Source organism: Alteromonas sp. KS69 (assembly GCF_003989595.1).
GTDB lineage: Bacteria > Pseudomonadota > Gammaproteobacteria > Enterobacterales > Alteromonadaceae > Alteromonas > Alteromonas naphthalenivorans.
In genome coordinates this window covers 1-20,956 of the sequence record NZ_PYHU01000041.1, presented here as the reverse complement: position 1 = coordinate 20,956, position 20,956 = coordinate 1, and the positions used below count along the sequence as shown (strand labels likewise).

Below are 20,956 nucleotides of genomic sequence, written 5' to 3'. Positions count from 1 at the left end.
TCCGGCTTTTATTCTCTGACTTTTATTATAGCGTCAGGCTCCGGAAGCCTTGTCTTGCGCGCGCTTTTTAAGTTGCTGCGTTTGCAAATGCAAGCTGGCTCGAACAAGTAATTCTTGATCTTGCTCTCGGATGCTATTGAAAACAAAAGCTATATGGTAGTCATCCTCGACGTTCTCGCAAGTAATAACTTCCCCGTAGCAAAATATAGCGGCCGCTTCAGTATCAAGAAATAATTTGAGTTCAGCTTGGCTGCCGATGTTCATGGCGGTTGAGCTTTTAATAATTACGCCCCCGCCACCGAGCTTTATTGTGCTAAAACGATGATCTGGTTCATCTTGCTGGTGCAAAATAAATGACATCATCAAATCTATTTTACGAGCTTGGTGGTTTAAGTATTCCGCCAACGATTCAGCATGGTCGCTTAAATGGCGCAACGGGCGAAGTGCTTGAGCTTCAATGCTGGCCATTTCGCTCGCTACGCGAAATGCATAGGGCATGGCTTGCTCTAAACCCGCTTCAGAAGGTACGGATTCACTTTCAGCAAGTGGCTTCACGTTAATGTTAACGTTGTGCTGAATAGAGAAATACTCATCGAACTGGGCTTTTTTTTCTTCTAGGCTTAGGTTTTCCATCATATCTCCCGCCACTTATCTTGTACGGCCAGTAGCTTACACGTAGTATACGCACTTTACTATTTTGAGATTGCCCCGTCATCACACCTTTGGACTAAGCGCGCATTATGTACTTTCCTCTTCCCGCTTTTATTGCTTATCGGTATGCGAAATCTGGCCCAGCGCAGTCGTCTAGCCAAAATAGCTTTGTTTCCTTTATCAATCGCTTTTCAGTAGCCGGTATTGCCCTTGGCCTAACGGCGCTTATTATTGTGCTGTCAGTAATGAACGGCTTTGAAGCACAGTTAAAACAGCGCATTTTGGGTATTGTGCCGCATATTGAAATTAATGCGCCTGTTGAAGATAGCTTTGTAATGTGCTTGCCCAATGTGGTAGCAAGCATGCCGTTTAGAGAAGCTGAAGCGGTAGTGCAATCTCGTTCCGATTTACGTGGTGTACAATTACATGGTGTGCAAGCAGACAGCATGGTGCAGCACACCATGGTTGCTCACGAAATGCAGCAGGGCGATTTTGCAAGTTTAACGGCAGGTAGCTATAACGCTATTATTGGCCGAGCCCTTTCTATTCAATTAAATGTGCGGGCTGGCGACAAACTTCGGGTGATGGTGGCTGGCGCTAGTGTTTACACACCATTTGGTAGAATGCCAAGCCAACGGTTGGTCACTATTTCGGGTGTATTCGATATGGGCTCGCAAATGGATGACAAAGTTATTTATATGCAGCTTGATGATGTGAATCGTTTACTGCGAGATGTATCGGGTAAGAATACGGCTACTCGATTATTTTTAGACGATGCTTTTTTGTATCAAGACACGCTAAAGCCTATTGTTGAGGCTGATTTGCCTGTACGCACATGGCGCGAGCGCCAAGGCCCTTTGTTCGATGCTGTAAAAATGGAAAAGAATATGATGTTCTTAATGCTGCTATTGATTATAGCCGTGGCAGCGTTTAATTTGGTTTCATCGTTAGTGATGGTGGTGTCTGAAAAACAAGGCGACATTGCAGTACTGCAAACCCAAGGCATGCTACCAATCACCATTATGACGGTATTTGTTTTAAACGGATTGTTTAATGGCGTGAAAGGCGCGGGTATTGGATTGGTGGCTGGTGTGGTGATTACTTTACTACTAAACCCCGTCATGAGTTTACTGAATGTGCCTATTGCGTTGTCGTCAGATGGGCAGGGGTTACCGATTGATATGCACTGGCTGCAAATAGTTTTTGTGACCCTGTTTTCATTGTTGCTTTGTATTGTAGCGAGTATTTACCCTGCTAGGCGTGCCATGAAAACCCAACCTTCGCAAGCACTTCAAAACGAATAAGTTAGTGAAATTGCCGTGCAAATTGCGGCAAAATTCACTATAATCGCGGTCTTTAAATTTCGGCCAGTGAGACGTCATGAACAAGAATTTTATCACCTCGCAAGCGTTGCTTCAGGATTCCTTTCGTTTAGCAGCAAAGGTGTATGATGACGGGTTTCGCCCCGATTTCATCATTGGTATTTGGCGCGGTGGTGCACCTATCGGCATAGCGGTACAAGAATTTTTTGAGTTTAAAGACTATTCTACCGACCACATTGCGGTGCGTACTTCTTCTTACTATGGCATTAATAAGCAATCTAAAGAAATTCGTGTTCACGGTTTACACTACTTGGTGGAAAACGCAGACGCAGAACATAAGCTACTTATTGTTGATGATGTTTTCGATTCGGGCCGCAGTGTAGATGCGCTTATTCAGCAAATTCGCAAATTGATGCGTTTGAATATGCCAAAAGACATTCGTATTGCATGTCCATGGTACAAGCCTCAGAACAACACAACTGATATTGTGCCTGATTACTACGTAAACGAAAGTGACGAGTGGTTAGTGTTCCCACACGAAATCGCTGGGTTAAGCGAAGAAGAAATTCGTGAAGGCAAAGGCGAACTAGCCGACGTTATGGATATCTTATTCGACAAAAAGTAAGCGCAACACGCTAGCTTTTACAAAGACACCCATATTAAAACCGCCAATCAGGCGGTTTTTTTGTGCCTAGATTTATCAAGACACCCACGTTATTTCGGCATTCTCTTATCAAGACACCCACGTTATTTCGGCATTCTCTTATCAAGACACCCACGTTATTTCGGCATTCTCTTATCAAGACACCCACGTTATTTCGACATTCTCTTATCAAGACACCCATCTTTATGCTTATCACTATAAGGTGGATGCTCTTGGTTATATTTAAGGCTGCAAACGTGGGTGTCTTCATAAATCTGGTTTTGAAAAAACATGGGTGTCTCCGTAAGGAGTTTATGAATTAGGGTGGGTGTCCAGATAATTCATCAAGGTATAAAGGTGGGAGTCCATGTAATTTAGTAGAGTGCAAATGGTGGGTGTCTTGTTTAGTTATCGAAATAAAACTTATCGTGGAAGGTGTAAACCCAAGTGGGTTGATAGATAACAAGTAAGGTGATGGCCATTCCGTTGAGTAAGGCTTCTGGAAAGACTAAAAGTGGAATGAGAAGTACAAAATTATCGTAAATAACATCCCACGTATAAGTGCCTTCAATGAAGTAATAACCCGCAAGTGCGCCGGTTTTAAGAGCAATGCTGAGTGCGCCTGGAAAGAAAGCGCACACAAAAATATAAACGAACAGCTGGCGGGGTAAATGGTGAAAAGACACTAAATATACCAAGTAGGTTACCGCGACAGGCAGCATAATCCCTAATACGCCATTTACACCTATGGTGTGCCACTGTGCAAAACCAGCGGCGGTAGCACCTAATAACGCGAGGGTGCCGGCCAGAATGGCGTAACGAAACCCGAGCATAAGTGTGACCACACTCAAACCTACAAAATGTACGTCTAGCCCTTCAAAAATTCCCACTTTGAAGATCCAAAAAGCGAACAACGCGGCAGCGCTACCAAACAACAGGTGCTGTTGGTGTTTATCACCCATTAGGCCTACAACAGAAATTTGTTTAATAACGCCAACTAGGGTTAAACAATATAAAGCTAGGCCAAGCCACTGTAGCGTTGTCACGTACTCTCCGTTATTTATCTACTGTCGATTTCTTATTTACTGTAAGTAGCCCAAATAGGCGCATGATCTGACGGCTTTTCAATGCCGCGAAGTTCATAGTCTATTCCGGCATCACTCAATCGTTTGTGCATAGAAGGGGTAGCCAGAATAAGATCAATACGAAGACCACGATTATCATTAAAACCTTTTGAACGATAATCGAACCACGAATACCTGTCGGTAGTGTCAGGGTTCAAGGTTCTAAAGCTGTCTTCAAAACCCCAATCCATCAATGTGTTCAACCACACTCTTTCTTCGGGTAAAAAGCTACATTTGCCCGTACGCAACCAACGTTTTTTATTCTCTTCGCCAATGCCAATATCTGAATCGGTATGTGAGATGTTCACATCGCCCATCACAATGACATTTTCATCAGGAGTATGGTGGGTGTCTAGATAAGTCATTAGATCTTTATAGAACTTACGTTTTGCTGGGTATTTAGTTTCGTGCTTTTCGTTTTCGCCTTGTGGGAAGTAACCATTTAATACGGTTACTGGCTGGCCGTCGTTGTCAGTGGTTTTCAATATGATCATGCGACGCTGCGCATCTTCTTCATCAGTAGGGAAACCCATAAGCACAGATTCAGGCTCTTTTTTCGCTAAAAAAGCCACACCGTAGTGACTCTTTTGACCATGAAAATAAACGTGATAACCCATCGCTTCAACTGCTTCAACAGGAAACTGTTCGTTATGAACTTTTATTTCCTGTAGGCCAATAATGTCAGGCTGATGTGCATCTATTAATGCTTGAAGTTGGTGAAGGCGGGCGCGAATGCCATTGATATTAAATGAGATTACTTTCATAAGAACTTCTTAAAAAAACGAATTAATGAATATTAACAGAATGCTGGGTTTAACTTAATGTTTGTGGTGGCAAATTTGTACTTTTTCCTAGCAAAATAAGATGATCAAACCAAAGGTTGGCATCATTAATAATAGCAACGCTTAACGTTTCACTGTTTTGGCTCTCAACCCGACTCTCAACCTGTCTATCAACCTGTCTATCAACCTGGCTTCCTGCCTGGCTCGCAACATCCGCCCCTTCAATTATTAGGGGTAGTAACCGTACTACTTCTTGCTTAAATTCGGGCCAAGCTTTGGCCTGTTTTGCCATGGATTGATAGTAATGCGTAGGGAAACCGTAGTCTGACTTTTCAAGCCTACGGCTAATAATATTGGCGCCCATCGATGATCCTAGCCACACATACATCGCTGAAATAGTAGCCGAAAGCAGTGTTTGAAAATTAGGTAAGTCAACGCTTTGTAATTCACTAGTACACTGGGCGCTGAATGAATTTAGCTCTGCTAAGTCGTTATCAAGCGCCGTTATCACTGCTTGGGTTTCAAACTGATTTGCTAAAGCCTGAAGGGTAGGGTATTTCTCAGTCGCATCGTTAATGACTAACGTGCAACGTTGGTGGAATTCTCGCATAACGCAAAGCACATTAAGGTAATTTCCCCGGTGAGCTTCATGAGCTTCACTGTCGTTACACCCCACCATATTATGAAAAAGCGCAAAAGGCGTGCTTTGTTCTAGCTCGTCATGTTTGTTGTAAGTTTTTGCTTTTAGGTCGCTAAATAAGTTCTGCATGAAGTTTTAAGCTTTGCGTTTTTTGAAAGAAAGGCAGATGTAATGTACTACCATGAAATGCAGATTGCTAACATACAAGAAGCATGTGGAGTGCGTTTTGAACCCTCAGCTTAAGACTTAGGCAACACTACACAAAACTGCTCGTAATAATATTAGCCGTAGGGAATGTTTTCAACTTGAATTTACAAGATTAAAGAGGCTTTGCTATTTGGCGGAGAAGCCTGCAAAGGGTATACTTAGCGCCTCTTATCGGCGCCTCTTAAATATAAGGTAATTTTTGTGTTTCCAGATACTGTAACAGCCACCCTGAATGATACTGTGCTAGCGCAAGCTAAAAATTTGTCTGCTGAAGACCGACAAATGCTAGTGATCAGCTACGTACCCAAAGCGAAAGAAATTTGGCTAATCCAAGGTACAGAAGGCTTTGTCATGCTGGAAGACAACGAAATCACTCGACTACCCGTTTTTCCTCACAATAACTTAGCGCAGGCGTGGTTGGACGAGAATCAAATTACAGGTACGTGTGTGGCAGTGCCATTTGATGAGTTTACCGAAACGTGGTTACCTGGTTTAACTAAAAATGGGGTGGAATTGGTTATGTTTCCTACCTCTGCCGATGCTGAAAATTTAGTGATGACGGCAGAAGAGTTAAGCGCAGAATTTAGTGCAGATGCTAGTGCCTAGCTGTTGGGCTCAGTTTTCTGAAAACGTTGATATGAACAACCACGCTGTAACCTCATAACGATGACAGAATCTACCCAATTGTTGCCTTTGGGGCAAACCGTGGCTACGGCAAAAGGCTGGGATGGCGCCACTCGCGCCATAATGCTGGCTGGCAAGCAGTTGTTGACTTTACCTGAGTCGGCACGCACTGAAGACTCATTGGTACCGGGTTGTGAAAGTAAAGTGTGGGTAGCGTGCACACCTTCACAGCCCTCGGGCGACCTTGTTATTGCCGCCTATTCACCCAGTAAGATTATTCGAGGCGTACTGGCGGTACTACTAGAAAAAGCAAATAGCCTTTCAGATGAACAAAGAAAGGCGTACGATTTTGAGCAATACATGAACGCGTGTAATTTGCAGCGCCATTTAAGCCAATCTAGAGGCAATGGTATTTTAAGTGTATTGCGCCGCTTAAATACGCTATAAGTTTTGGTTTTTAGCTTCAATCCACTGCGACATGTATTTACTCGCATTCAAGGTTTGATGCCATAGCAGCCCTTGTAAAAACAAGGTCTTGCGATGGGCATTTACATCTGAAGCTATAATGGCAACTCGTTCTGCCAAGGTTTCACTCTCTTTGTCATTTTCAAAAGCGTGATACAAGGCTAACCCTAACTTACTTGCTGACGACCAACTCTCTTCGCTGTTATAAAACCTAGCGGCGTGTTTCGCGAAGTCTTCTGGGGTATCGCAAATTGCGCCTCCCCATGCAGGCTGCGTAGCACTATTCTCTGTTGCTTCTGTACTCTTCAACGAAGAACTTGCCGCCAATGGCGTTATGGGGGACATTTCTTCAGCAATACTTTCAGCAATACCTTCAGCGCCAACCCAGGTTGTAAGGGTAGGGGTACCACATTGCATGGCTTCTAGTATTTTGCCTTTAATACCTGCACCAAAGCGCAGCGGCGCTATAAGAAGTTTAGCGTTAGCAATCACATCGTGTGCATTTTCAGCCCAGCCATCTACGTAAAATCCAGTTTTGGGGCTATGTAATTGCGTTGCCTTTTTAGGTGGGTAGGCCCCATAAATATGTAAATTTGCTTGAGGGAGCACCTTTCTAATAGCAGGCCAAACGGTTTGCTTTAGCTGCAAGACGGCATCCCAATTTGGCGCATGTCGAAAATTGCCAATAGTGACTATGTCGGTGCGTTTTTGAAAATCTGGTGCCTTGTCAGTTACTGTCGCGAGGTTAAGCGGATGGTAATAAAGCTGTTTTGCGGGAACGTGGTAATAATCGGTAAGCAGTGCGTACTCGGTACGAGAAATGACCAACGTAAGGTCGCAGCGTAAAATAGCAGCAATTTCCCGCTGAGCTAAAGGCGTATTGTAGTCAGCTTCTTTCGCGGCGTTGGCAATGTGCGCCACAATAGGAGAGGATGCAGTTTCTTTGGATGCCCGCAGTGCATTATCGTGTGCTTTAACGGCATCGTGCCTAGCTTGTCGCAAACTGTGCAGGTCTTCGGTGTTTAAAATGCGAATGGCAGAAGGACAGGCGTCTTTTACTCGCCAAGAAAATTGCTCTTCGGTCATATATCTGTCGAAAATAACCACGTTAGGCGACAGTTTCTCAATTCGTTCATTAAAGCTGCTGCAATTAAGTGCAACTGCTTCACTACTTACACCTATATTATCTAGGTCAGTTTTATGAATACTGTCTGTTGCCGCGGTCATAAAAGTAACGTTATGGCCGTAGCTTAGAAACTGATTAATTAAGGCCAGCATATTTTGACCAGCGGCGGAGGAATTGGGTTCAGGCCACACGTAGCCAATGACTACAACCTGCATTATGCCTTGTGACATTCCTTCTGACATTCCTTCTGACATGCCTTGTAACATGATTACCTGTGCTTAAATGTGTAAAGCGCGAAATAGTAGCACAGCAGGAAATAAAGAAAATGAAACTCTATCGCGAATAAAAGTGCTTAAAACCTTCTGCTTTTAAGGGGGAACCCCTATTGGGACTGAATAAAATGTAATGTAATTTATCGCATACTATACGAAAGATAATGAATTCTAATTAGCTAGGCTAAATAATCGCGCTATAATGTAGCTAGTAGTGAAAAAGCTAATCATGTTTTATAGTTACCGTTTTATTTTAAGACTTGATTGCGAGATACCCTCTTCTAAATAGAGTAGGTTATATCAGGAGCGTACACCTAAATGACCCTACAAGATATTATCAGTAACGCGAGTACGTTGTTTGTGCTGCCCGACTCGGTAACGCGTTTAAAAGCGTGCATGGATGATGGAGCATCTAATATTGACGATATTGCAGACATCATCTCTTTTGACCCTTCGTTAGCAACACAGCTATTAAGAGTGGCGAATTCGGCCTTGTACCGTTTTCCAAATAAAATAGATACTATTACTAAAGCGCTACAAGTAGTGGGTACGCGCTCTACGTACGATCTAGCACTTGCATTTGGTGTTAGCCAAGCGTTCAAAGAAATAGATGGCCAAGTTATCGACTTAGATAAATTTTGGGAGCAAAGTGTCTCTTGCGGTCTGTTAGCAAAGTATTTTGCTGAAATGCGAAATATCAGAGAGCCGGAACGCTTATTTGTTGCGGGCTTACTGCATAATATTGGTGAGCTGGTCGTCGTAGACATGTTGCCAGATAGCGCGAAACGTTGTCAGGCGTTCAACGCAAGAGTTAGTCCTGCTGAATTACAGGCTGGTGTTTTGGGCTACACATTTACGAACGTGTCTGCGGGGATCATCAAAGAGTGGGGTATCCCTGAAACAATCTATAAGCCTATTGCAAATATACACGGCGACAAAAACACCACTTCTGATGTGGAAGAGCAAATCTTGCAGTTGTCATACGTTTTGGCTTTAGATAACGTGAATTCAGAAATTTATCCTAGCTACAATAACTTAAAACCCGAATTGCACGAGAGCCTATCGCTTAATCGCGACGATTTAGAAGATGCATTGGATATTACCAACTTGCAGTGTATTTCAGTTATTTCCCTGTTCAACCCTAACGCGTTTATGCTTTATTAACGAAAAAGGGGCGTACTGCATTTATGCAGTACGCCCCTTTTTACTATCTACTATTAATGCCTTTCTAGACAAGCATCTCGTTCAAAAATTACGTTCTAACTAATCAAAAATTGCCACGGTCTGGCGGCTTATGGCAACAACTTCGTTGTCTTTATCCCAAATAGTGGCTTCAGTATGCCCATAGCCATCTTCTGCCTGACGGGTATGCGCTTGGTAAGCAAACCAGTCTGTAGGGTCTACCTGCTTATGCGGGTGGATAAATTCCAAATTCCAACTAACGGTACTTGCTGGAGCAGGCAACTTCATCATTTGTAACAGCGTGGGCGGCCAAGCATCAATCATGGTAATGATGTGTGCATCTGTGATCTTCGCCGGTGGCTTTTTAAAACGCATGTGCCCGTGGTAAACGCTGGTCTTTTTGCGGGTGAAGGGAATGCCTCCCTTATCGATGGCTAAATCGAAATGACGCAAAAACTTAGGGGTGACCTTTGGAATTTGCGGGATGAACTTGCCTTTGGTGGGCGTAGGCATGTCATGGGTGTCTTGGTTTTCTACTTTAATGCCCGATTTTCTGCCAATACCAAAGCAGGCTTGCACGAACACGCAGCTTTTACCATTTTGCTTTGCATGAGCGGTATATTGAGATACGTTTTTGCCCTCACGCAATAAAGTTACTTCAATTGAAAATGGCGTATCCGGCGAAAGTGGACCTACAAAGTTAGTGGTAAATGAACGCAGTACGCGTTCTTCACTGACTTTTTGACGAATAGCGCTGTACGCCATGCCTGCTGAAATACCACCGAATGCTGTACGCCCTTGCGCCCAATTACTGGGAATGATGAGGTTATCTACTTTCCATTGATTTTCAGAAAGTGCTTCTAATGAAGAAAGCGTTAAAAGCTCGTCTACCGTCATGGTGTTTGTCTGGTCTGATGAGTAAGGGTGCTGATATCCTACCTTAAGCTCAAGCTAACAGAAAGCCTAGGCTAACATTCCTTTTTATATTTACAAATAAGTAACAATAAGTTGTCAATCTTTTAACCTGGCGCGTAGACTGAGTTTTCATTGAATTTAAAGGGAATGATATGGCCCATAGTCAGGTTCAAACGGCACCAGTAGAGAAAGCGGATACGTCCCGCGCCTACAGAAATTATGTGTTAGTGATACTAACGCTGGTTTATGCATTTAATTTTATTGATAGACAGATCATAGGCATTCTTTCTCCATTCATTAAAGCTGATTTGGGTTTAGATGACGCGCAGTTAGGCTTGTTGAAGGGGGTATATTTCGCCATTCTTTATACCGTGGTGGGCATTCCTATTGCGTGGCTTGCCGATCGCTATAGTCGCGTGAATATCATTGCTATCTCGCTCACCCTATGGAGTGGGTTTACCGCTGCTTCTGGGCTTGCCATGAACTACACCCAACTGGCGCTGGCTAGAATTGGTGTGGGCATTGGTGAAGCAGGGGGGAGCCCACCTTCACACAGTATTATTTCCGACCTATTTCCTAAAGAAAAACGTGCTGGCGCATTGGCGGTGTACTCCTTGGGTATTCCGTTTGGCGTGATGTTGGCATTCTTTGCTTCTGCATTTTTCTTACAAGGCGGTTCAGCTGACTGGCGTACGGTAATGATTAGTGTGGGGTTACCGGGCGTAATACTAGCGCTCTTGCTGAAGTTTACGGTGAAAGAGCCAAAACGCACCGAGTCAGTACAAACGGATGACGCTGAAAAGCCCAGTGTTTCAGCTTCACTCAAAACGTTGTTGAAGATTCCGACGTGGTGGGGAATGGCGTTAGGTATTTCCTTTGGCTCGTTCGGCAACTACGCCATTTCAACATGGATCATCGATTATTATGTACGTGCCTTTGCAGGGCTAGATATAACGCAGTTGCTCATTGCGTTCGGTATTATCAATGGCTCTGCTTATGCGTTAGGCGTGTGGCTGGGTGGTTATATTGCCGATAGGTGGGGTAAACAAAATAAGAAAGCGTATGCGTTGTTACCTGCTATTGCGCTAATTATTGGTGTCCCAGCGTTGTATTTTTCCCTTCAAGTTAACGACTTATGGTTGTCAGTAGGGTTAATGACGTTCTTACTCTTCACTAGTGGTTCCTATTTAGGCCCAAGCTTTGCCATGGCGCAAACTCTTGCACCTATTAATGTTCGTGCTATGTCTACTGCATTGTTTTTCTTTGTATTGAACATAATTGCATTGGGCGGTGGTCCAACGATTACCGGTATTATAAGCCAAGCGTTAGTGCCGTCGTTGGGTGAAGTTGAAGCTCTTCGTCAATCTTTACTGTATTTGATTGTGCCTTATGCGCTTTCTATTATCGTGTTCTTATGGACCAGTACTAAAATTGTTAAAGATTGGGAGATGGCAGAGTCGAGAGGGCTGTAGTACTATCTTCTTCATAATTAACATGTTGTTTTAATTAAGGGCTGGTTTACCAGCCCTTACTTTTCCCGCTTTGCTATCGCTACGTATAGCTTTGGTACCGCTTTTCGTGAAGGAGTATTTCATTGTCGAAAACCGATATAAGTTTTCACTTTGCCCATGCAAATGGATTTCCTGCAGGTAGTTATAACGCGCTTTTTTCTTCATTACCTGAGCACTTTCATCGTCTTCATGTCGACCGGTTTGGTCACGATCCTCAATTGCCAGTAAATGCGAATTGGCGCAATCAAGTTAATGAGCTTATTAAATACGTAAAAGCCGAAAACACCGACAGTAGAGGTGTTTATGCGGTAGGGAATTCTTTTGGTGCGGTGATTTCATACATGGCAGCCTGCGAGGAGCCCAGCTTGTTCCGAGGGCTTATCATGCTTGACCCTCCGTTAGTGATGGGGCCCATGAGTTACTTTTTTCGCTTTGCAAAGAGGACGCCGTTAATTAATAAATTAACCCCAGCAAAGCTAGCTGAAACTCGAAATACGCAATGGCCATCTCATATTGATATGGAAGCGTATTTTCAAGGAAAAGCATTGTTTCGTAATATGGATAAGCGGTGTATTCGTGATTATGTAAAGCATGTAACCCACACTAAAGGTGAGATGACATCGCTAACATTTAAAGCCGAGGTAGAAGCGTCGCTATTTCGAAATGTACCGCACAATTTAGGTAAGTATAAAGGTAAATTGAAGTGCCCGGCATTGCTGGTAACGGCTAAAGATGGTGCCGTGTGTAGGCCGGCTATGTACGAAAGGTTAATTCAGCATAACAACATTGACCATACTGAATTTAAAGGTGGGCATATGTTTCCGCTAGAACATCCTGAAGCAGTGGCCGAACTTATTTCAACCACTATTTCAAAATGGAATAACTAGCTTTTAGTTAGGAGATAGGCCGCCAACAGGTTGGCCTAGCATTTCTCTTGTAACTAACACCACGCCTTTTTCTGAAACACGGAACCCTCGAGCTCTATCATCGTCATGGTTGTAGCCGATAACGGTGCCCTCTGGAATAACACAGCCTCTATCTAGCAGTACTTTTCTTAGCTTACAATGACGCATGATTTCTACATCAGGTAAAATTACCGCATCTTCTATAAGCCCGTACGAGTGCACTCTTACGTTAGAGAAGCAAATTGTGCCGCGAAGGGTTGAACCAGAAATGATACAGCCGCCAGACACAACCGAATTAATCGCTTCACCGCGTCTGTCGTGATCTTCCCACACAAATTTTGCAGGCGGTAATTGTTCTTGGTAGGTCCAGATAGGCCACTTCTGATCGTACAAATTAAGCTGTGGAACCGGCGCAACCATTTCCATATTGGCTTCCCAAAATGAATCAATGGTACCTACATCGCGCCAATAGGCATCGCCACCGCCGGTGCTTTCAAATTCAAACGCATACACGGGATGATCTTTGATAATCGACGGAATAATATCTTTACCAAAATCACGCTGTGAGCCAGAGGTTTCAGCGTCTCTTCGTAATTGTTCGAAAAGAAACTCAGTATCGAAAACATAGTTGCCCATTGATGCTAGGCAGCGGGTATCATCGCCAGGTAGGGGAGCCGGATGCTCAGGTTTTTCTGCAAAACCATTAATACGGAAGTTTTCGTCAACGGACATAACACCAAATGAACCGGCAGCTTCTTCGATAGGCACTGACATACATGACACGGTCATTTTTGCGCCACTTTCAACATGACGAGCTAGCATAGTACCGTAATCCATGCGATAGATATGGTCGCCAGATAAAATCATTACGTACTTGGGGAGTTCGTCTCGAATAATGTCGATATTTTGGAATACTGCGTCGGCGGTACCTTCGTACCAGCTATCTGAAAATCGTTGAGAAGCGGGTAGAATTTCTACCGACTCGCCAAGTTCCTTCTTGAAGTGCCCCCAACCGCGCACTAAGTGCCTTATCAAGGAGTGTGATTTGTATTGGGTAACTACACCAACTCGCCTAATACCTGAGTTGATACAATTGGAAAGGGGAAAGTCGATAATTCTAAATTTACCACCGAAATAGAGAGCAGGTTTTGCACGCCATGTTGTTAGCTCATGCAAACGTGACCCTCGGCCGCCGGCCAGAATCAATGCGTAGGTATCACGAGTCAGATTACTAATATAGCGTGGACTCTGATCTGCCATGTCCTCGTTCTCCATTTTTTAAGACACAATTTTGCGGTGTCGATGAATGTGTAAAAACCGTAATTCATACCGATTGCACTAGGGCGTAGTAAGTAGAATATTGCCCTTGAAAATTAGGTTTTATGATAACCTAACTTCATATTACACAAGAATAAATATAAAGCCACGGCGTTTTACTGAACTATGTAAAAAAAACGTTATTTTTTTCTTAAGGGATTTTTTATGTCTTCTACTACCCCAGTTATTTTTGACCACGATGGTGGTATTGACGATTTATTATCGTTAATACTTTTGCTGCGTTTGCCTAATATTTATGTGGTGGGTGTCACCATTACGCCGGCCGATTGTTATCCTGATGATGCTTTGCTTAGCACTCGTAAAATTTTAACATTGACAGGGAACACTCATATTCCCGTGAGTGTAGGGCAGTTAGCCGGCCCAAATCCGTTTCCGCCTGAATGGCGGGCTCAGCCTAAAATGTGCCATGCTACACCTTTGATGTTGCGTACGTCTCATGATGAAGTGAAAGTAGAAACCAAGGCCGCTCATGAATGGATGCAAGATGCATTAGCTCATGCTGCTGAGCCTGTCACCGTGTTAATGACTGGCCCTGCAACCAATTTAGCCGCCGCGCTGACCCAAAGTCCAGACCTGGTAGATAACGTACAAAAGGTAGTGTGGATGGGAGGTGCGGTGAAGGTTAAAGGTAATGTGGCTATGCATGATCATGACGGTTCAGCAGAGTGGAATGCATATTGGGATCCTAAGGCGACTAAAGCATTGGTAGATAGTGGTGTAAATTTGCTATTGGTGCCTTTAGATGCCACCAACGATTTGCCAGTTAGTTGGGATTTCTTGCAGCAACTTGCGGTAAAAAATACGCCAGTATCAGACCTATCTGGTCAATTCTGGGCGTCTACGGTAACGTCTATTCCGTCTTATGAATTTACGTATTTTTTATGGGATATTCTTTCTACTTGTATCTTAGCGTTGCCAGAAGACAAGTTACGTATTGAAACCGGTCAAGTTGCAGTGAGCACAACCACGCCGAATGCGGGACATACTTACCTCTGCGGCAAATCGGGGAGCTCAATCTCTTGGGTGGCAAGTGTTGATGCTGATTATGTCCGCGAAATGGTAATTCATTATTTAAGCGGAGAATTTAGTCAATCATCAGTGCCATTTGTTAAATAATTGTTATATATTTCTAATCCTATGTGATTATCATGGAGTTTTAGATGGCAGTTTTAAAGAAGATAGTTTTAGGTGTGGGCTTACTGATTGCTGTGGTAGTTGTGGTTGGGCTGTTCCTGCCAAAGCAATACACAGTTGAAAGAAGCATTTTGATTAATGCACAACCTGAAGAAATTTATCCCGATGTTGTCGATTTACGGGCATGGCAAAACTGGGGCGTTTGGTTTCAACGGGACCCTAGTATGGAAATCGATTACTCTGGACCAGATAGAGCTATTGGAATGATGTCATCTTGGACAAGCGTGACTGAAGGCAATGGGGAGATGAAAATTACCGATTTAGAACACAATAAAAAGGTAGTTTACTCATTGGCTTTTCCTGAATGGGAAATGGGTTCGACAGGTTCATTGGTAATATCGCCCGCAGGTGAGGCTACCAAAGTGACGTGGGTTGACTCCGGCGACGTAGGCAACAATATTATCAGCCGCTACTTCGTATTTATGATGGATGGCATGATTGGCCCAGATTTCGAAATGGGATTAGAAAATTTGAAAACGGTTGTAGAAAATAAAGGGTAGTAATTTAGTCTAGCTTTTACCTTAGCGCAAAAGCGCCAAATGGTTTTCACTACAGACTAAGCCGAGTTCGCTTATATGGATATTTTCCAAAGCGAACTCGGCTTTTTTCATTTTTGGCGGTAGAAATTCAAATGGATTTTCTCGTGCTGCTAGCTGGTGTTATTGGCGTTATAGAGATGGCGTTATCGAGACACCCACGTTTAGAAACAATACATCGTTATGAAGACACCCATGCTTTGGTCGTCTTAAAAGCGTTAACGAGACACCCATGCTTTGGTCGTCTTAAAAGCGTTAATGAGACACCCATGATAGTGTTTAAAATATGATATAAAACTCTGATGGAACCCGCGCGATCGTACTTGAAAAAATTAGTGGGTCAGTCAGTTTATGATGGGTGTCTCGATAAGCTTATATTTCTAAATTGGCCTAATTGTTAAGATTGTTCAGTGTGTTAGTACGATATAGTGCCCATAAACGCAGCATGATCAAGTATCAAGGGTTTTTAGTATAAAGTTCTTTAAGTAATGCTAAAATTGATTTTGGTACGCTTGCTGAGTAGTCGCATTTGTGATTTCGTGAAATTACCTTAGGAAAGGACATGCTGGGAAATAAACGTCGTCTAATTGTAGGCCTAGCTTTTAATAAATTGGCCGATTTACTGGCGTCTGCAAAAACTACATTACCCGCACTATTAATCTCTTTAGGGGCTCCTGGCTGGATGGTGATGTGGTTGGTGCCAATTCGCGAATCTGGCGCACTATTACCCCAAGCCCTAATTGGTATGTATTTACGCAGGAAAAGCGCTAGACACCACGTTTGGCGATTGGGTATGGTTGTACAGGTATCGGCCATATGTACCATGTTAGCTGCCGCGCTTGTCACCGAAGGTTTTGTGGCTGGGCTAATTATACTCGCTTCGCTTGTATTTCTTAGTTTAGGCCGCTCTGCAAGCTCACTTACCGTAAAAGACATGGAAGCCGATGTCAGTCAAAAAGGGGAACGGGGGAAGTTAGTAGGGTTAGCTTCCACGGCGTCTGGTGTGATGACGTTGTGCGCCGCAGTACCTTTGGTGTATTTTGAAAAAGAGCTTGAAGGCTATTCACTTTATATTTTGCTAGGGTCATCAGCGCTTGCATTTTGTGTCACGCTATTTTTAATGTTTTCAATAAAAACCCATGTTGAAATAGAAGAATCTAAAAATAAGTCTTTGTTTAATTGGCGTTTTGACAACACGGTATATCGGTTCGTTTTTGTGAGGGGGTTGTTCGTCCACTCTGCGCTAGTGGCGCCATACTTTATGCTGGAAAGTTCACAAAGCGCTAAATCTTTGCTCCCGTTTTATCTTGCTGCACAAGCCTTAGCTTCTATGCTTTCTTCTTTTCTTTGGGGAAAAATTGCAGATAAAAGCGCTCGATTCACCCTTCAATTGTCAGGTGCCTTGGCAATAATTGCCTGTGTTGGCTTACTTGCTATGGAGCCTGAAAATTTGTGGATGTCTGCAGGGTTGTTTTTTATTCTTTCTATTGCTCATGCGGGTGTGCGAACAGGGCGCAAAACTTACAGTTTAGATATTAAAGATGGACAAGACAGGACTGAATTAGTCGGTTTTTCAAATACAGCTATAGGCCTTATTTTACTTGGCTTTGGTGGATTGTACGCGATTTTATCGTCTTTTATCGACTTTTCAGTGGTGTACATTATGGTAGCAATGCTCACTATGGCGATTTGTACTACGCTTATGTTACCAAGGGAAAAATAAGGGAATAGGAGGTCGAACGCCGTGCAAATTACCGTGATTGCATTTCTGAAACCCAATTTATATATCAGTCGATATTGGGCGAACGTGGCTTTAGTAATCAAGTTTGGTTTCACATATGTCTTATAAACAGCAAGAAAACAATGGTCCGGCAGCATTGCCAGTAAAAGATCCCGAGGAATTAGAGGGTTATCTTAATGCGTTTTTGGATATATCAGCTGACCCTGTATTTATAAAAGACGGGGAGGGTAAACTTTTAGTTGCTAACAACGCCTTTTGTGAGCTTGTAAACGTTTCTCGAAAAAAACTCATTGGAAAAACCTTCTCAAATAAAATTTACCCACAAGAATGGGTGAAGTTAGCGCACAGCGATCAGTATGTTTTAGATACCGGAGAAGATAAAGTCATAGAGCAAGCCCTGCAAGGTAAGGGCAACCAGGCACGGGTAGTACTTGCTAAACTGAGCCGATTTATCGACCGCAATAATAGACGATTTATTGTTGGTGTTATCCGAGACGTTACTAAACGCAGGCAGAACGAGTTAAGAGAAACAACGCGTAGCGAGGTATTAGAACTCATTACCAGCGGAGAACCTCTAAAAAAGGTGCTAGACGCCATTGTCAGCGTGGTCGAGCTTAATAACCCAGAAATGATGTGCAGCATCTTGATCCTTGAGGATTCAGGGGGGCATCTGCGCAACGGAACTGGAACTAGTCTTCCTAAATTTTATACCGATGCTATTGATGGTGTAGAGATAGGTATGGGCGTGGGTTCTTGTGGTACAGCGGCGTTTACTAACGAACGTGTCATCGTGGCAGATATTCAAACACACCCTTACTGGGAAAATTTCAAAGCGTTAGCTGAACGCGCTAATTTAGGGGCTTGTTGGTCTGAACCAATTCGTTCTACGCAAGGCGCTGTGCTCGGTACTTTTGCTATTTATCACTCTAGTATTAATAATCCCTCGGATACTGATCTTGCGCTAATTGAGCAAACTGCAAGTTTAGCGAGTATCGCTATCGAAAAGAATCGGTCTGAAGAGACACTAAAGCGTGCTGCCAGCGTTTTCACTCATGCGAACGAAGGCATTATTATAACCGACGCCTCGGCGACTATTATTGAAGTGAACGATACGTTGTGCCGAATCACCGGTTACAGCAAATCGGAAGTGCTAGGGAAGAACCCTAGAATTCTTCAGTCTGGACGACACAGCGCGCAGTTTTATAAAAACATGTGGAATACGCTGAACACCGATGGGCACTGGAGAGGTGAGATTTGGAACTGTCGTAAGGATGGTGAAGTTTATCCTGAGATGGTTACAATAAGTGCGGTCAAAGACGCGGAAGGGCAGGTGCAACATTATGTATCACTCTCAACCGACATATCCGAAATTAAGTTCAATGAAGGTAAGTTAGAACGAATAGCGCATTATGATCTGCTGACCAACTTACCTAACAGAGTCTTGCTTGCCAAGCGACTTAATCAAGCCATTAAGCACAGTCAGCTACAACAAAATTCACTGGCCGTCGCATTTATGGATTTAGATGGTTTTAAAGCGATTAATGATAATTACGGACACGACATTGGTGATCAGTTTTTGGTTGAAGTCTCCAATGGCTTAAAAGCTAGCTTAAGAGCAGGAGATACCATTGCACGTATTGGCGGTGACGAATTCATTATTATTATGGCTAATTTGGATGAGTTTAGTGACTGTGAGCATGTTCTAAATCGACTTCTTAAATCTGCCTCGGCCCCCGTCAATATTGCTGAGGCGGTTATGCAAGTGTCGGCCAGTATTGGCGTGACTGTTTTCCCTCAAGATAACGTAGATGCGGATCAGTTGATACGCCACGCAGACCAAGCCATGTATGTTGCAAAGCAGGGGGGGAAAAACCGATATCATCAGTTCGATTTAGAGCAAGATAACGCGATTAATTCCTATAACAAGAGCATTGATAATGTTCGGGTTGCGTTGGATCGCAAAGAGTTTGTCTTACACTACCAACCTAAGGTGAATATGCGCTCTGGTGAAGTGATTGGTGTAGAAGCTTTGCTCCGCTGGGAGCACCCTGAAAGCGGCTTGATTCCACCGCTCGAATTTTTGCCAGTTATTGAAGGACATGGTATCAGCTTGAAAGTAGGAGAGTGGGTTATTGATGCGGCTTTAACACAAATTTCGCATTGGCAGAGACGCGGTATTTCATTGCCCGTAAGTGTGAATATTAGTGCACATCAACTGCAGCAAGACAACTTTACTTCTCGGTTACAAACACTTTTAGCGGCGCACCCCGACGTAGACCCAGGCTATTTAGAGCTGGAAATTTTGGAAACCAGCGCGCTTCAAGATACCTTTCAAGTATCATCAACAATGAATGCGTGTCACGATTTAGGGGTTAGCTTTGCTTTAGATGACTTTGGTACTGGTTACTCATCACTTACTTACCTTAAACGTTTGCCAGCTTACTTAATCAAAATTGACCAAAGCTTTGTACGAGACATGTTAGATGACACCGATGACTTAGCGATTGTTGAAGGTGTTGTGGGATTAGCAAAAGCATTTAAACGAGAAGTGATTGCGGAAGGCGTAGAGTCAGTTGAACACGGCGTTGCGCTGATCCGCTTGGGATGTGTGTTAGCGCAAGGTTATGGCATTGCTAAGCCTATGCCAGCTAATCAAGTTTCACAATGGCTAACGACCTGGAAAGCTAATGAGTCTTGGTTGGCATTAAGTGGTAATCGAGAACCTGCTTAGATTAAGAATTCTCAGACGTTATAAGAGTTATCAAGAGAGTTATCAAGACACCCAACTTAATAACGCTATCAGAGAGCTAACAGGACACCCATCTTAAGAAGGTTATCAGGGAAACCTTAGCTTATAAGACTACTTAATTTTACGAAGACACCCAAGTTTACATTTAACTAGGATTTGTGGTGAAAATATAAAAGATATGAGGACATCCACCCTAATGAAGGTTTTTAATCTCATTCCTGCTCAAGGAAATACAGTGGGTGTCTCGTTAGTTTTATTAGCCGAGCAGAAGTTTAAAAAGGCCCAAGTATTTGACTCGGCGATTATTTATGGATGTGATGTGCTTATTTAGACAGTTTAAAAAAGGTTAGTAAGGACGTAGTGTTACCACTAAGGTAGGGCTACAAATTAACCTTTAACGTTAATGGGTTGGAGAGTCAAAAAGGGAGACTTTTATCAATTTAGCTCATATTTACGAACAGAAGACAGTAACTAACTTGCGTGGGAAAGCAATTTTGCGTTCTTTATTCCCCTTACTCGCTGCCTATTGGTATTTTGCTTAAACTTTCTCATTGTAACTTCACACCCAGCCGCATAACTAAATAACTTTTCGAAGCTAGTGGTAAGCGTCTGCCAATGCATCTGTTTTATCCCTAATCTAGACAATATCGGGGCGTAATTGCTATTTATGTAACCTGGTTTGTCGTCACGAATGATTCTTCCCATTGTATCGACGAGTTCAAGGTAGTCGGGTAGGCCAACGGATAATAGTTTGGAGTCGTGTTGTTCACACTCTCCTGTGAACGGTAGTAATTCAGAAGTATTCGAATTGCACTTCATTGCCTGTATTCGTGAGTGAATACTGGTGTACCTAGAATTTTCAGGCGTTGTCGCTATATTAGCTCTAACCGGATTTAAGTCCACGTAAGCCATACAGGAAAGTAGGGCGCTTTCATTTAATAAAGCTTGGGATTTAAACCTTCCTTCCCAAAATCGTCCTGTACACTCATCCTCTTTATTAGCTGCCCTTGACGTGGTCAACCAAAATCA

The 20,956-nt window shown here is 43.2% G+C and carries 20 protein-coding genes; 12 read left to right on the top strand and 8 right to left on the bottom strand.

Going from position 1 to position 20,956, the window contains the following annotated elements; translation table 11 throughout:
• Positions 1-33: 33 nt before the first annotated feature.
• Complete coding sequence (locus tag C7Y69_RS18060) at positions 34-633, bottom strand: PilZ domain-containing protein (RefSeq protein WP_013784539.1); 600 nt, start codon at positions 631-633, stop codon at positions 34-36.
• A 107-nt stretch (positions 634-740) separates the two neighbouring features.
• Here C7Y69_RS18060 and C7Y69_RS18055 point away from each other — a divergent pair, with 107 nt between their 5' ends.
• Positions 741-1,955, top strand: a complete 1,215-nt coding sequence (locus tag C7Y69_RS18055; RefSeq protein ID WP_126873705.1) for a lipoprotein-releasing ABC transporter permease subunit — start codon at positions 741-743, stop codon at positions 1,953-1,955.
• Positions 1,956-2,031: 76 nt separating this feature from the next.
• Positions 2,032-2,598, top strand: coding sequence for a phosphoribosyltransferase (locus tag C7Y69_RS18050; protein WP_013784537.1), 567 nt, complete (start codon positions 2,032-2,034; stop codon positions 2,596-2,598).
• A 422-nt stretch (positions 2,599-3,020) separates the two neighbouring features.
• Here the strand turns inward: C7Y69_RS18050 and C7Y69_RS18045 are convergent, their stop codons facing one another.
• The 3 genes from C7Y69_RS18045 to C7Y69_RS18035 are packed head-to-tail and all read right to left on the bottom strand — an operon-like array spanning position 3,021 to position 5,291.
• A complete protein-coding gene (locus tag C7Y69_RS18045) occupies positions 3,021-3,662 on the bottom strand; it encodes an energy-coupling factor ABC transporter permease (protein WP_126873704.1) in 642 nt (213 codons plus the stop codon).
• A gap of 32 nt (positions 3,663-3,694) precedes the next feature.
• Positions 3,695-4,504, bottom strand: coding sequence for an exodeoxyribonuclease III (xthA, locus tag C7Y69_RS18040; RefSeq protein WP_126873703.1), 810 nt, complete (start codon positions 4,502-4,504; stop codon positions 3,695-3,697).
• 49 nt (positions 4,505-4,553) lie between these two features.
• Positions 4,554-5,291, bottom strand: coding sequence for a hypothetical protein (locus tag C7Y69_RS18035; protein WP_126873702.1), 738 nt, complete (start codon positions 5,289-5,291; stop codon positions 4,554-4,556).
• A 279-nt stretch (positions 5,292-5,570) separates the two neighbouring features.
• On the opposite strand from C7Y69_RS18035, the gene C7Y69_RS18030 reads away from it, so the two are divergent.
• Both C7Y69_RS18030 and C7Y69_RS18025 read left to right on the top strand, forming a co-directional pair.
• Positions 5,571-5,975 (top strand): DUF2750 domain-containing protein, encoded by a 405-nt coding sequence (locus C7Y69_RS18030; protein ID WP_126873701.1) that lies wholly within the window; start codon positions 5,571-5,573, stop codon positions 5,973-5,975.
• Positions 5,976-6,035: 60 nt separating this feature from the next.
• Positions 6,036-6,440 carry a SufE family protein gene (locus C7Y69_RS18025; protein ID WP_126873700.1) on the top strand — a complete coding sequence of 135 codons (405 nt, stop codon included), beginning with the start codon at positions 6,036-6,038 and terminating at the stop codon, positions 6,438-6,440.
• Here the strand turns inward: C7Y69_RS18025 and C7Y69_RS18020 are convergent.
• Positions 6,435-7,814, bottom strand: coding sequence for a glycosyltransferase (locus C7Y69_RS18020; protein ID WP_260563676.1), 1,380 nt, complete (start codon positions 7,812-7,814; stop codon positions 6,435-6,437). The two genes, C7Y69_RS18025 and C7Y69_RS18020, sit on opposite strands and share 6 nt — an antisense overlap.
• Before the next feature lie 360 nt (positions 7,815-8,174).
• Between C7Y69_RS18020 and C7Y69_RS18015 the strand changes: the two genes are divergently transcribed.
• Positions 8,175-9,020, top strand: coding sequence for an HDOD domain-containing protein (locus C7Y69_RS18015; protein ID WP_013784530.1), 846 nt, complete (start codon positions 8,175-8,177; stop codon positions 9,018-9,020).
• Positions 9,021-9,119: 99 nt separating this feature from the next.
• On the opposite strand, the gene C7Y69_RS18010 is transcribed toward C7Y69_RS18015, so the two are convergent.
• Positions 9,120-9,935: an acyl-CoA thioesterase gene (locus C7Y69_RS18010; RefSeq protein WP_126873698.1), complete on the bottom strand. Its 816-nt coding sequence runs from the start codon at positions 9,933-9,935 to the stop codon at positions 9,120-9,122.
• Positions 9,936-10,105: 170 nt separating this feature from the next.
• On the opposite strand from C7Y69_RS18010, the gene C7Y69_RS18005 reads away from it, so the two are divergent.
• Both C7Y69_RS18005 and C7Y69_RS18000 read left to right on the top strand, forming a co-directional pair.
• Entirely contained in the window at positions 10,106-11,425 is a 1,320-nt protein-coding gene (locus tag C7Y69_RS18005; RefSeq protein ID WP_126873697.1) for a spinster family MFS transporter, read from the top strand.
• A 122-nt stretch (positions 11,426-11,547) separates the two neighbouring features.
• Positions 11,548-12,351, top strand: a complete 804-nt coding sequence (locus C7Y69_RS18000; protein WP_126873696.1) for an alpha/beta fold hydrolase — start codon at positions 11,548-11,550, stop codon at positions 12,349-12,351.
• Positions 12,352-12,354: 3 nt separating this feature from the next.
• On the opposite strand, the gene glgC is transcribed toward C7Y69_RS18000, so the two are convergent.
• Positions 12,355-13,629, bottom strand: coding sequence for a glucose-1-phosphate adenylyltransferase (gene glgC, locus C7Y69_RS17995; protein WP_013784526.1), 1,275 nt, complete (start codon positions 13,627-13,629; stop codon positions 12,355-12,357).
• A 222-nt stretch (positions 13,630-13,851) separates the two neighbouring features.
• Between glgC and C7Y69_RS17990 the strand changes: the two genes are divergently transcribed.
• From C7Y69_RS17990 to C7Y69_RS21955, 5 genes are all read left to right on the top strand, one after another.
• Positions 13,852-14,823, top strand: a complete 972-nt coding sequence (locus C7Y69_RS17990) for a nucleoside hydrolase (protein ID WP_126873695.1) — start codon at positions 13,852-13,854, stop codon at positions 14,821-14,823.
• A gap of 44 nt (positions 14,824-14,867) precedes the next feature.
• Entirely contained in the window at positions 14,868-15,401 is a 534-nt protein-coding gene (locus C7Y69_RS17985; protein ID WP_126873694.1) for an SRPBCC family protein, read from the top strand.
• A 598-nt stretch (positions 15,402-15,999) separates the two neighbouring features.
• Positions 16,000-17,160: an MFS transporter gene (locus tag C7Y69_RS17980; protein WP_013784523.1), complete on the top strand. Its 1,161-nt coding sequence runs from the start codon at positions 16,000-16,002 to the stop codon at positions 17,158-17,160.
• Positions 17,161-17,275: 115 nt separating this feature from the next.
• Positions 17,276-19,909 (top strand): EAL domain-containing protein, encoded by a 2,634-nt coding sequence (locus C7Y69_RS17975; protein WP_126873693.1) that lies wholly within the window; start codon positions 17,276-17,278, stop codon positions 19,907-19,909.
• A 214-nt stretch (positions 19,910-20,123) separates the two neighbouring features.
• On the top strand, positions 20,124-20,258 hold the full coding sequence (locus tag C7Y69_RS21955; protein ID WP_013784521.1) for a hypothetical protein: 135 nt from the start codon (positions 20,124-20,126) through the stop codon (positions 20,256-20,258).
• Between the two features lie 140 nt (positions 20,259-20,398).
• On the opposite strand, the gene C7Y69_RS21625 is transcribed toward C7Y69_RS21955, so the two are convergent.
• The gene (locus tag C7Y69_RS21625; RefSeq protein WP_185864196.1) at positions 20,399-20,746 is read right to left on the bottom strand and encodes a hypothetical protein; all 348 of its coding nucleotides are present in this window, start codon (positions 20,744-20,746) and stop codon (positions 20,399-20,401) included.
• Positions 20,747-20,956 lie beyond the last annotated feature (210 nt).

Bases quoted from the DNA above. Each gene is read 5' to 3' on its own strand.
- C7Y69_RS18060 (WP_013784539.1), bottom strand. From the start codon at position 633: ATGGAAAACCTAAGCCTAGAAGAAAAAAAAGCCCAGTTCGATGAGTAT.
- C7Y69_RS18055 (WP_126873705.1), top strand. From the start codon at position 741: ATGTACTTTCCTCTTCCCGCTTTTATTGCTTATCGGTATGCGAAATCT.
- C7Y69_RS18050 (WP_013784537.1), top strand. From the start codon at position 2,032: ATGAACAAGAATTTTATCACCTCGCAAGCGTTGCTTCAGGATTCCTTT.
- xthA (WP_126873703.1), bottom strand. From the start codon at position 4,504: ATGAAAGTAATCTCATTTAATATCAATGGCATTCGCGCCCGCCTTCAC.
- C7Y69_RS18035 (WP_126873702.1), bottom strand. From the start codon at position 5,291: ATGCAGAACTTATTTAGCGACCTAAAAGCAAAAACTTACAACAAACAT.
- C7Y69_RS18025 (WP_126873700.1), top strand. From the start codon at position 6,036: ATGACAGAATCTACCCAATTGTTGCCTTTGGGGCAAACCGTGGCTACG.
- C7Y69_RS18020 (WP_260563676.1), bottom strand. From the start codon at position 7,814: ATGTCACAAGGCATAATGCAGGTTGTAGTCATTGGCTACGTGTGGCCT.
- C7Y69_RS18015 (WP_013784530.1), top strand. From the start codon at position 8,175: ATGACCCTACAAGATATTATCAGTAACGCGAGTACGTTGTTTGTGCTG.
- C7Y69_RS18010 (WP_126873698.1), bottom strand. From the start codon at position 9,935: ATGACGGTAGACGAGCTTTTAACGCTTTCTTCATTAGAAGCACTTTCT.
- C7Y69_RS18005 (WP_126873697.1), top strand. From the start codon at position 10,106: ATGGCCCATAGTCAGGTTCAAACGGCACCAGTAGAGAAAGCGGATACG.
- glgC (WP_013784526.1), bottom strand. From the start codon at position 13,629: ATGGCAGATCAGAGTCCACGCTATATTAGTAATCTGACTCGTGATACC.
- C7Y69_RS17990 (WP_126873695.1), top strand. From the start codon at position 13,852: ATGTCTTCTACTACCCCAGTTATTTTTGACCACGATGGTGGTATTGAC.
- C7Y69_RS17985 (WP_126873694.1), top strand. From the start codon at position 14,868: ATGGCAGTTTTAAAGAAGATAGTTTTAGGTGTGGGCTTACTGATTGCT.
- C7Y69_RS17980 (WP_013784523.1), top strand. From the start codon at position 16,000: ATGCTGGGAAATAAACGTCGTCTAATTGTAGGCCTAGCTTTTAATAAA.
- C7Y69_RS17975 (WP_126873693.1), top strand. From the start codon at position 17,276: ATGTCTTATAAACAGCAAGAAAACAATGGTCCGGCAGCATTGCCAGTA.
- C7Y69_RS21955 (WP_013784521.1), top strand. From the start codon at position 20,124: ATGAAGGTTTTTAATCTCATTCCTGCTCAAGGAAATACAGTGGGTGTC.
- C7Y69_RS21625 (WP_185864196.1), bottom strand. From the start codon at position 20,746: ATGAAGTGCAATTCGAATACTTCTGAATTACTACCGTTCACAGGAGAG.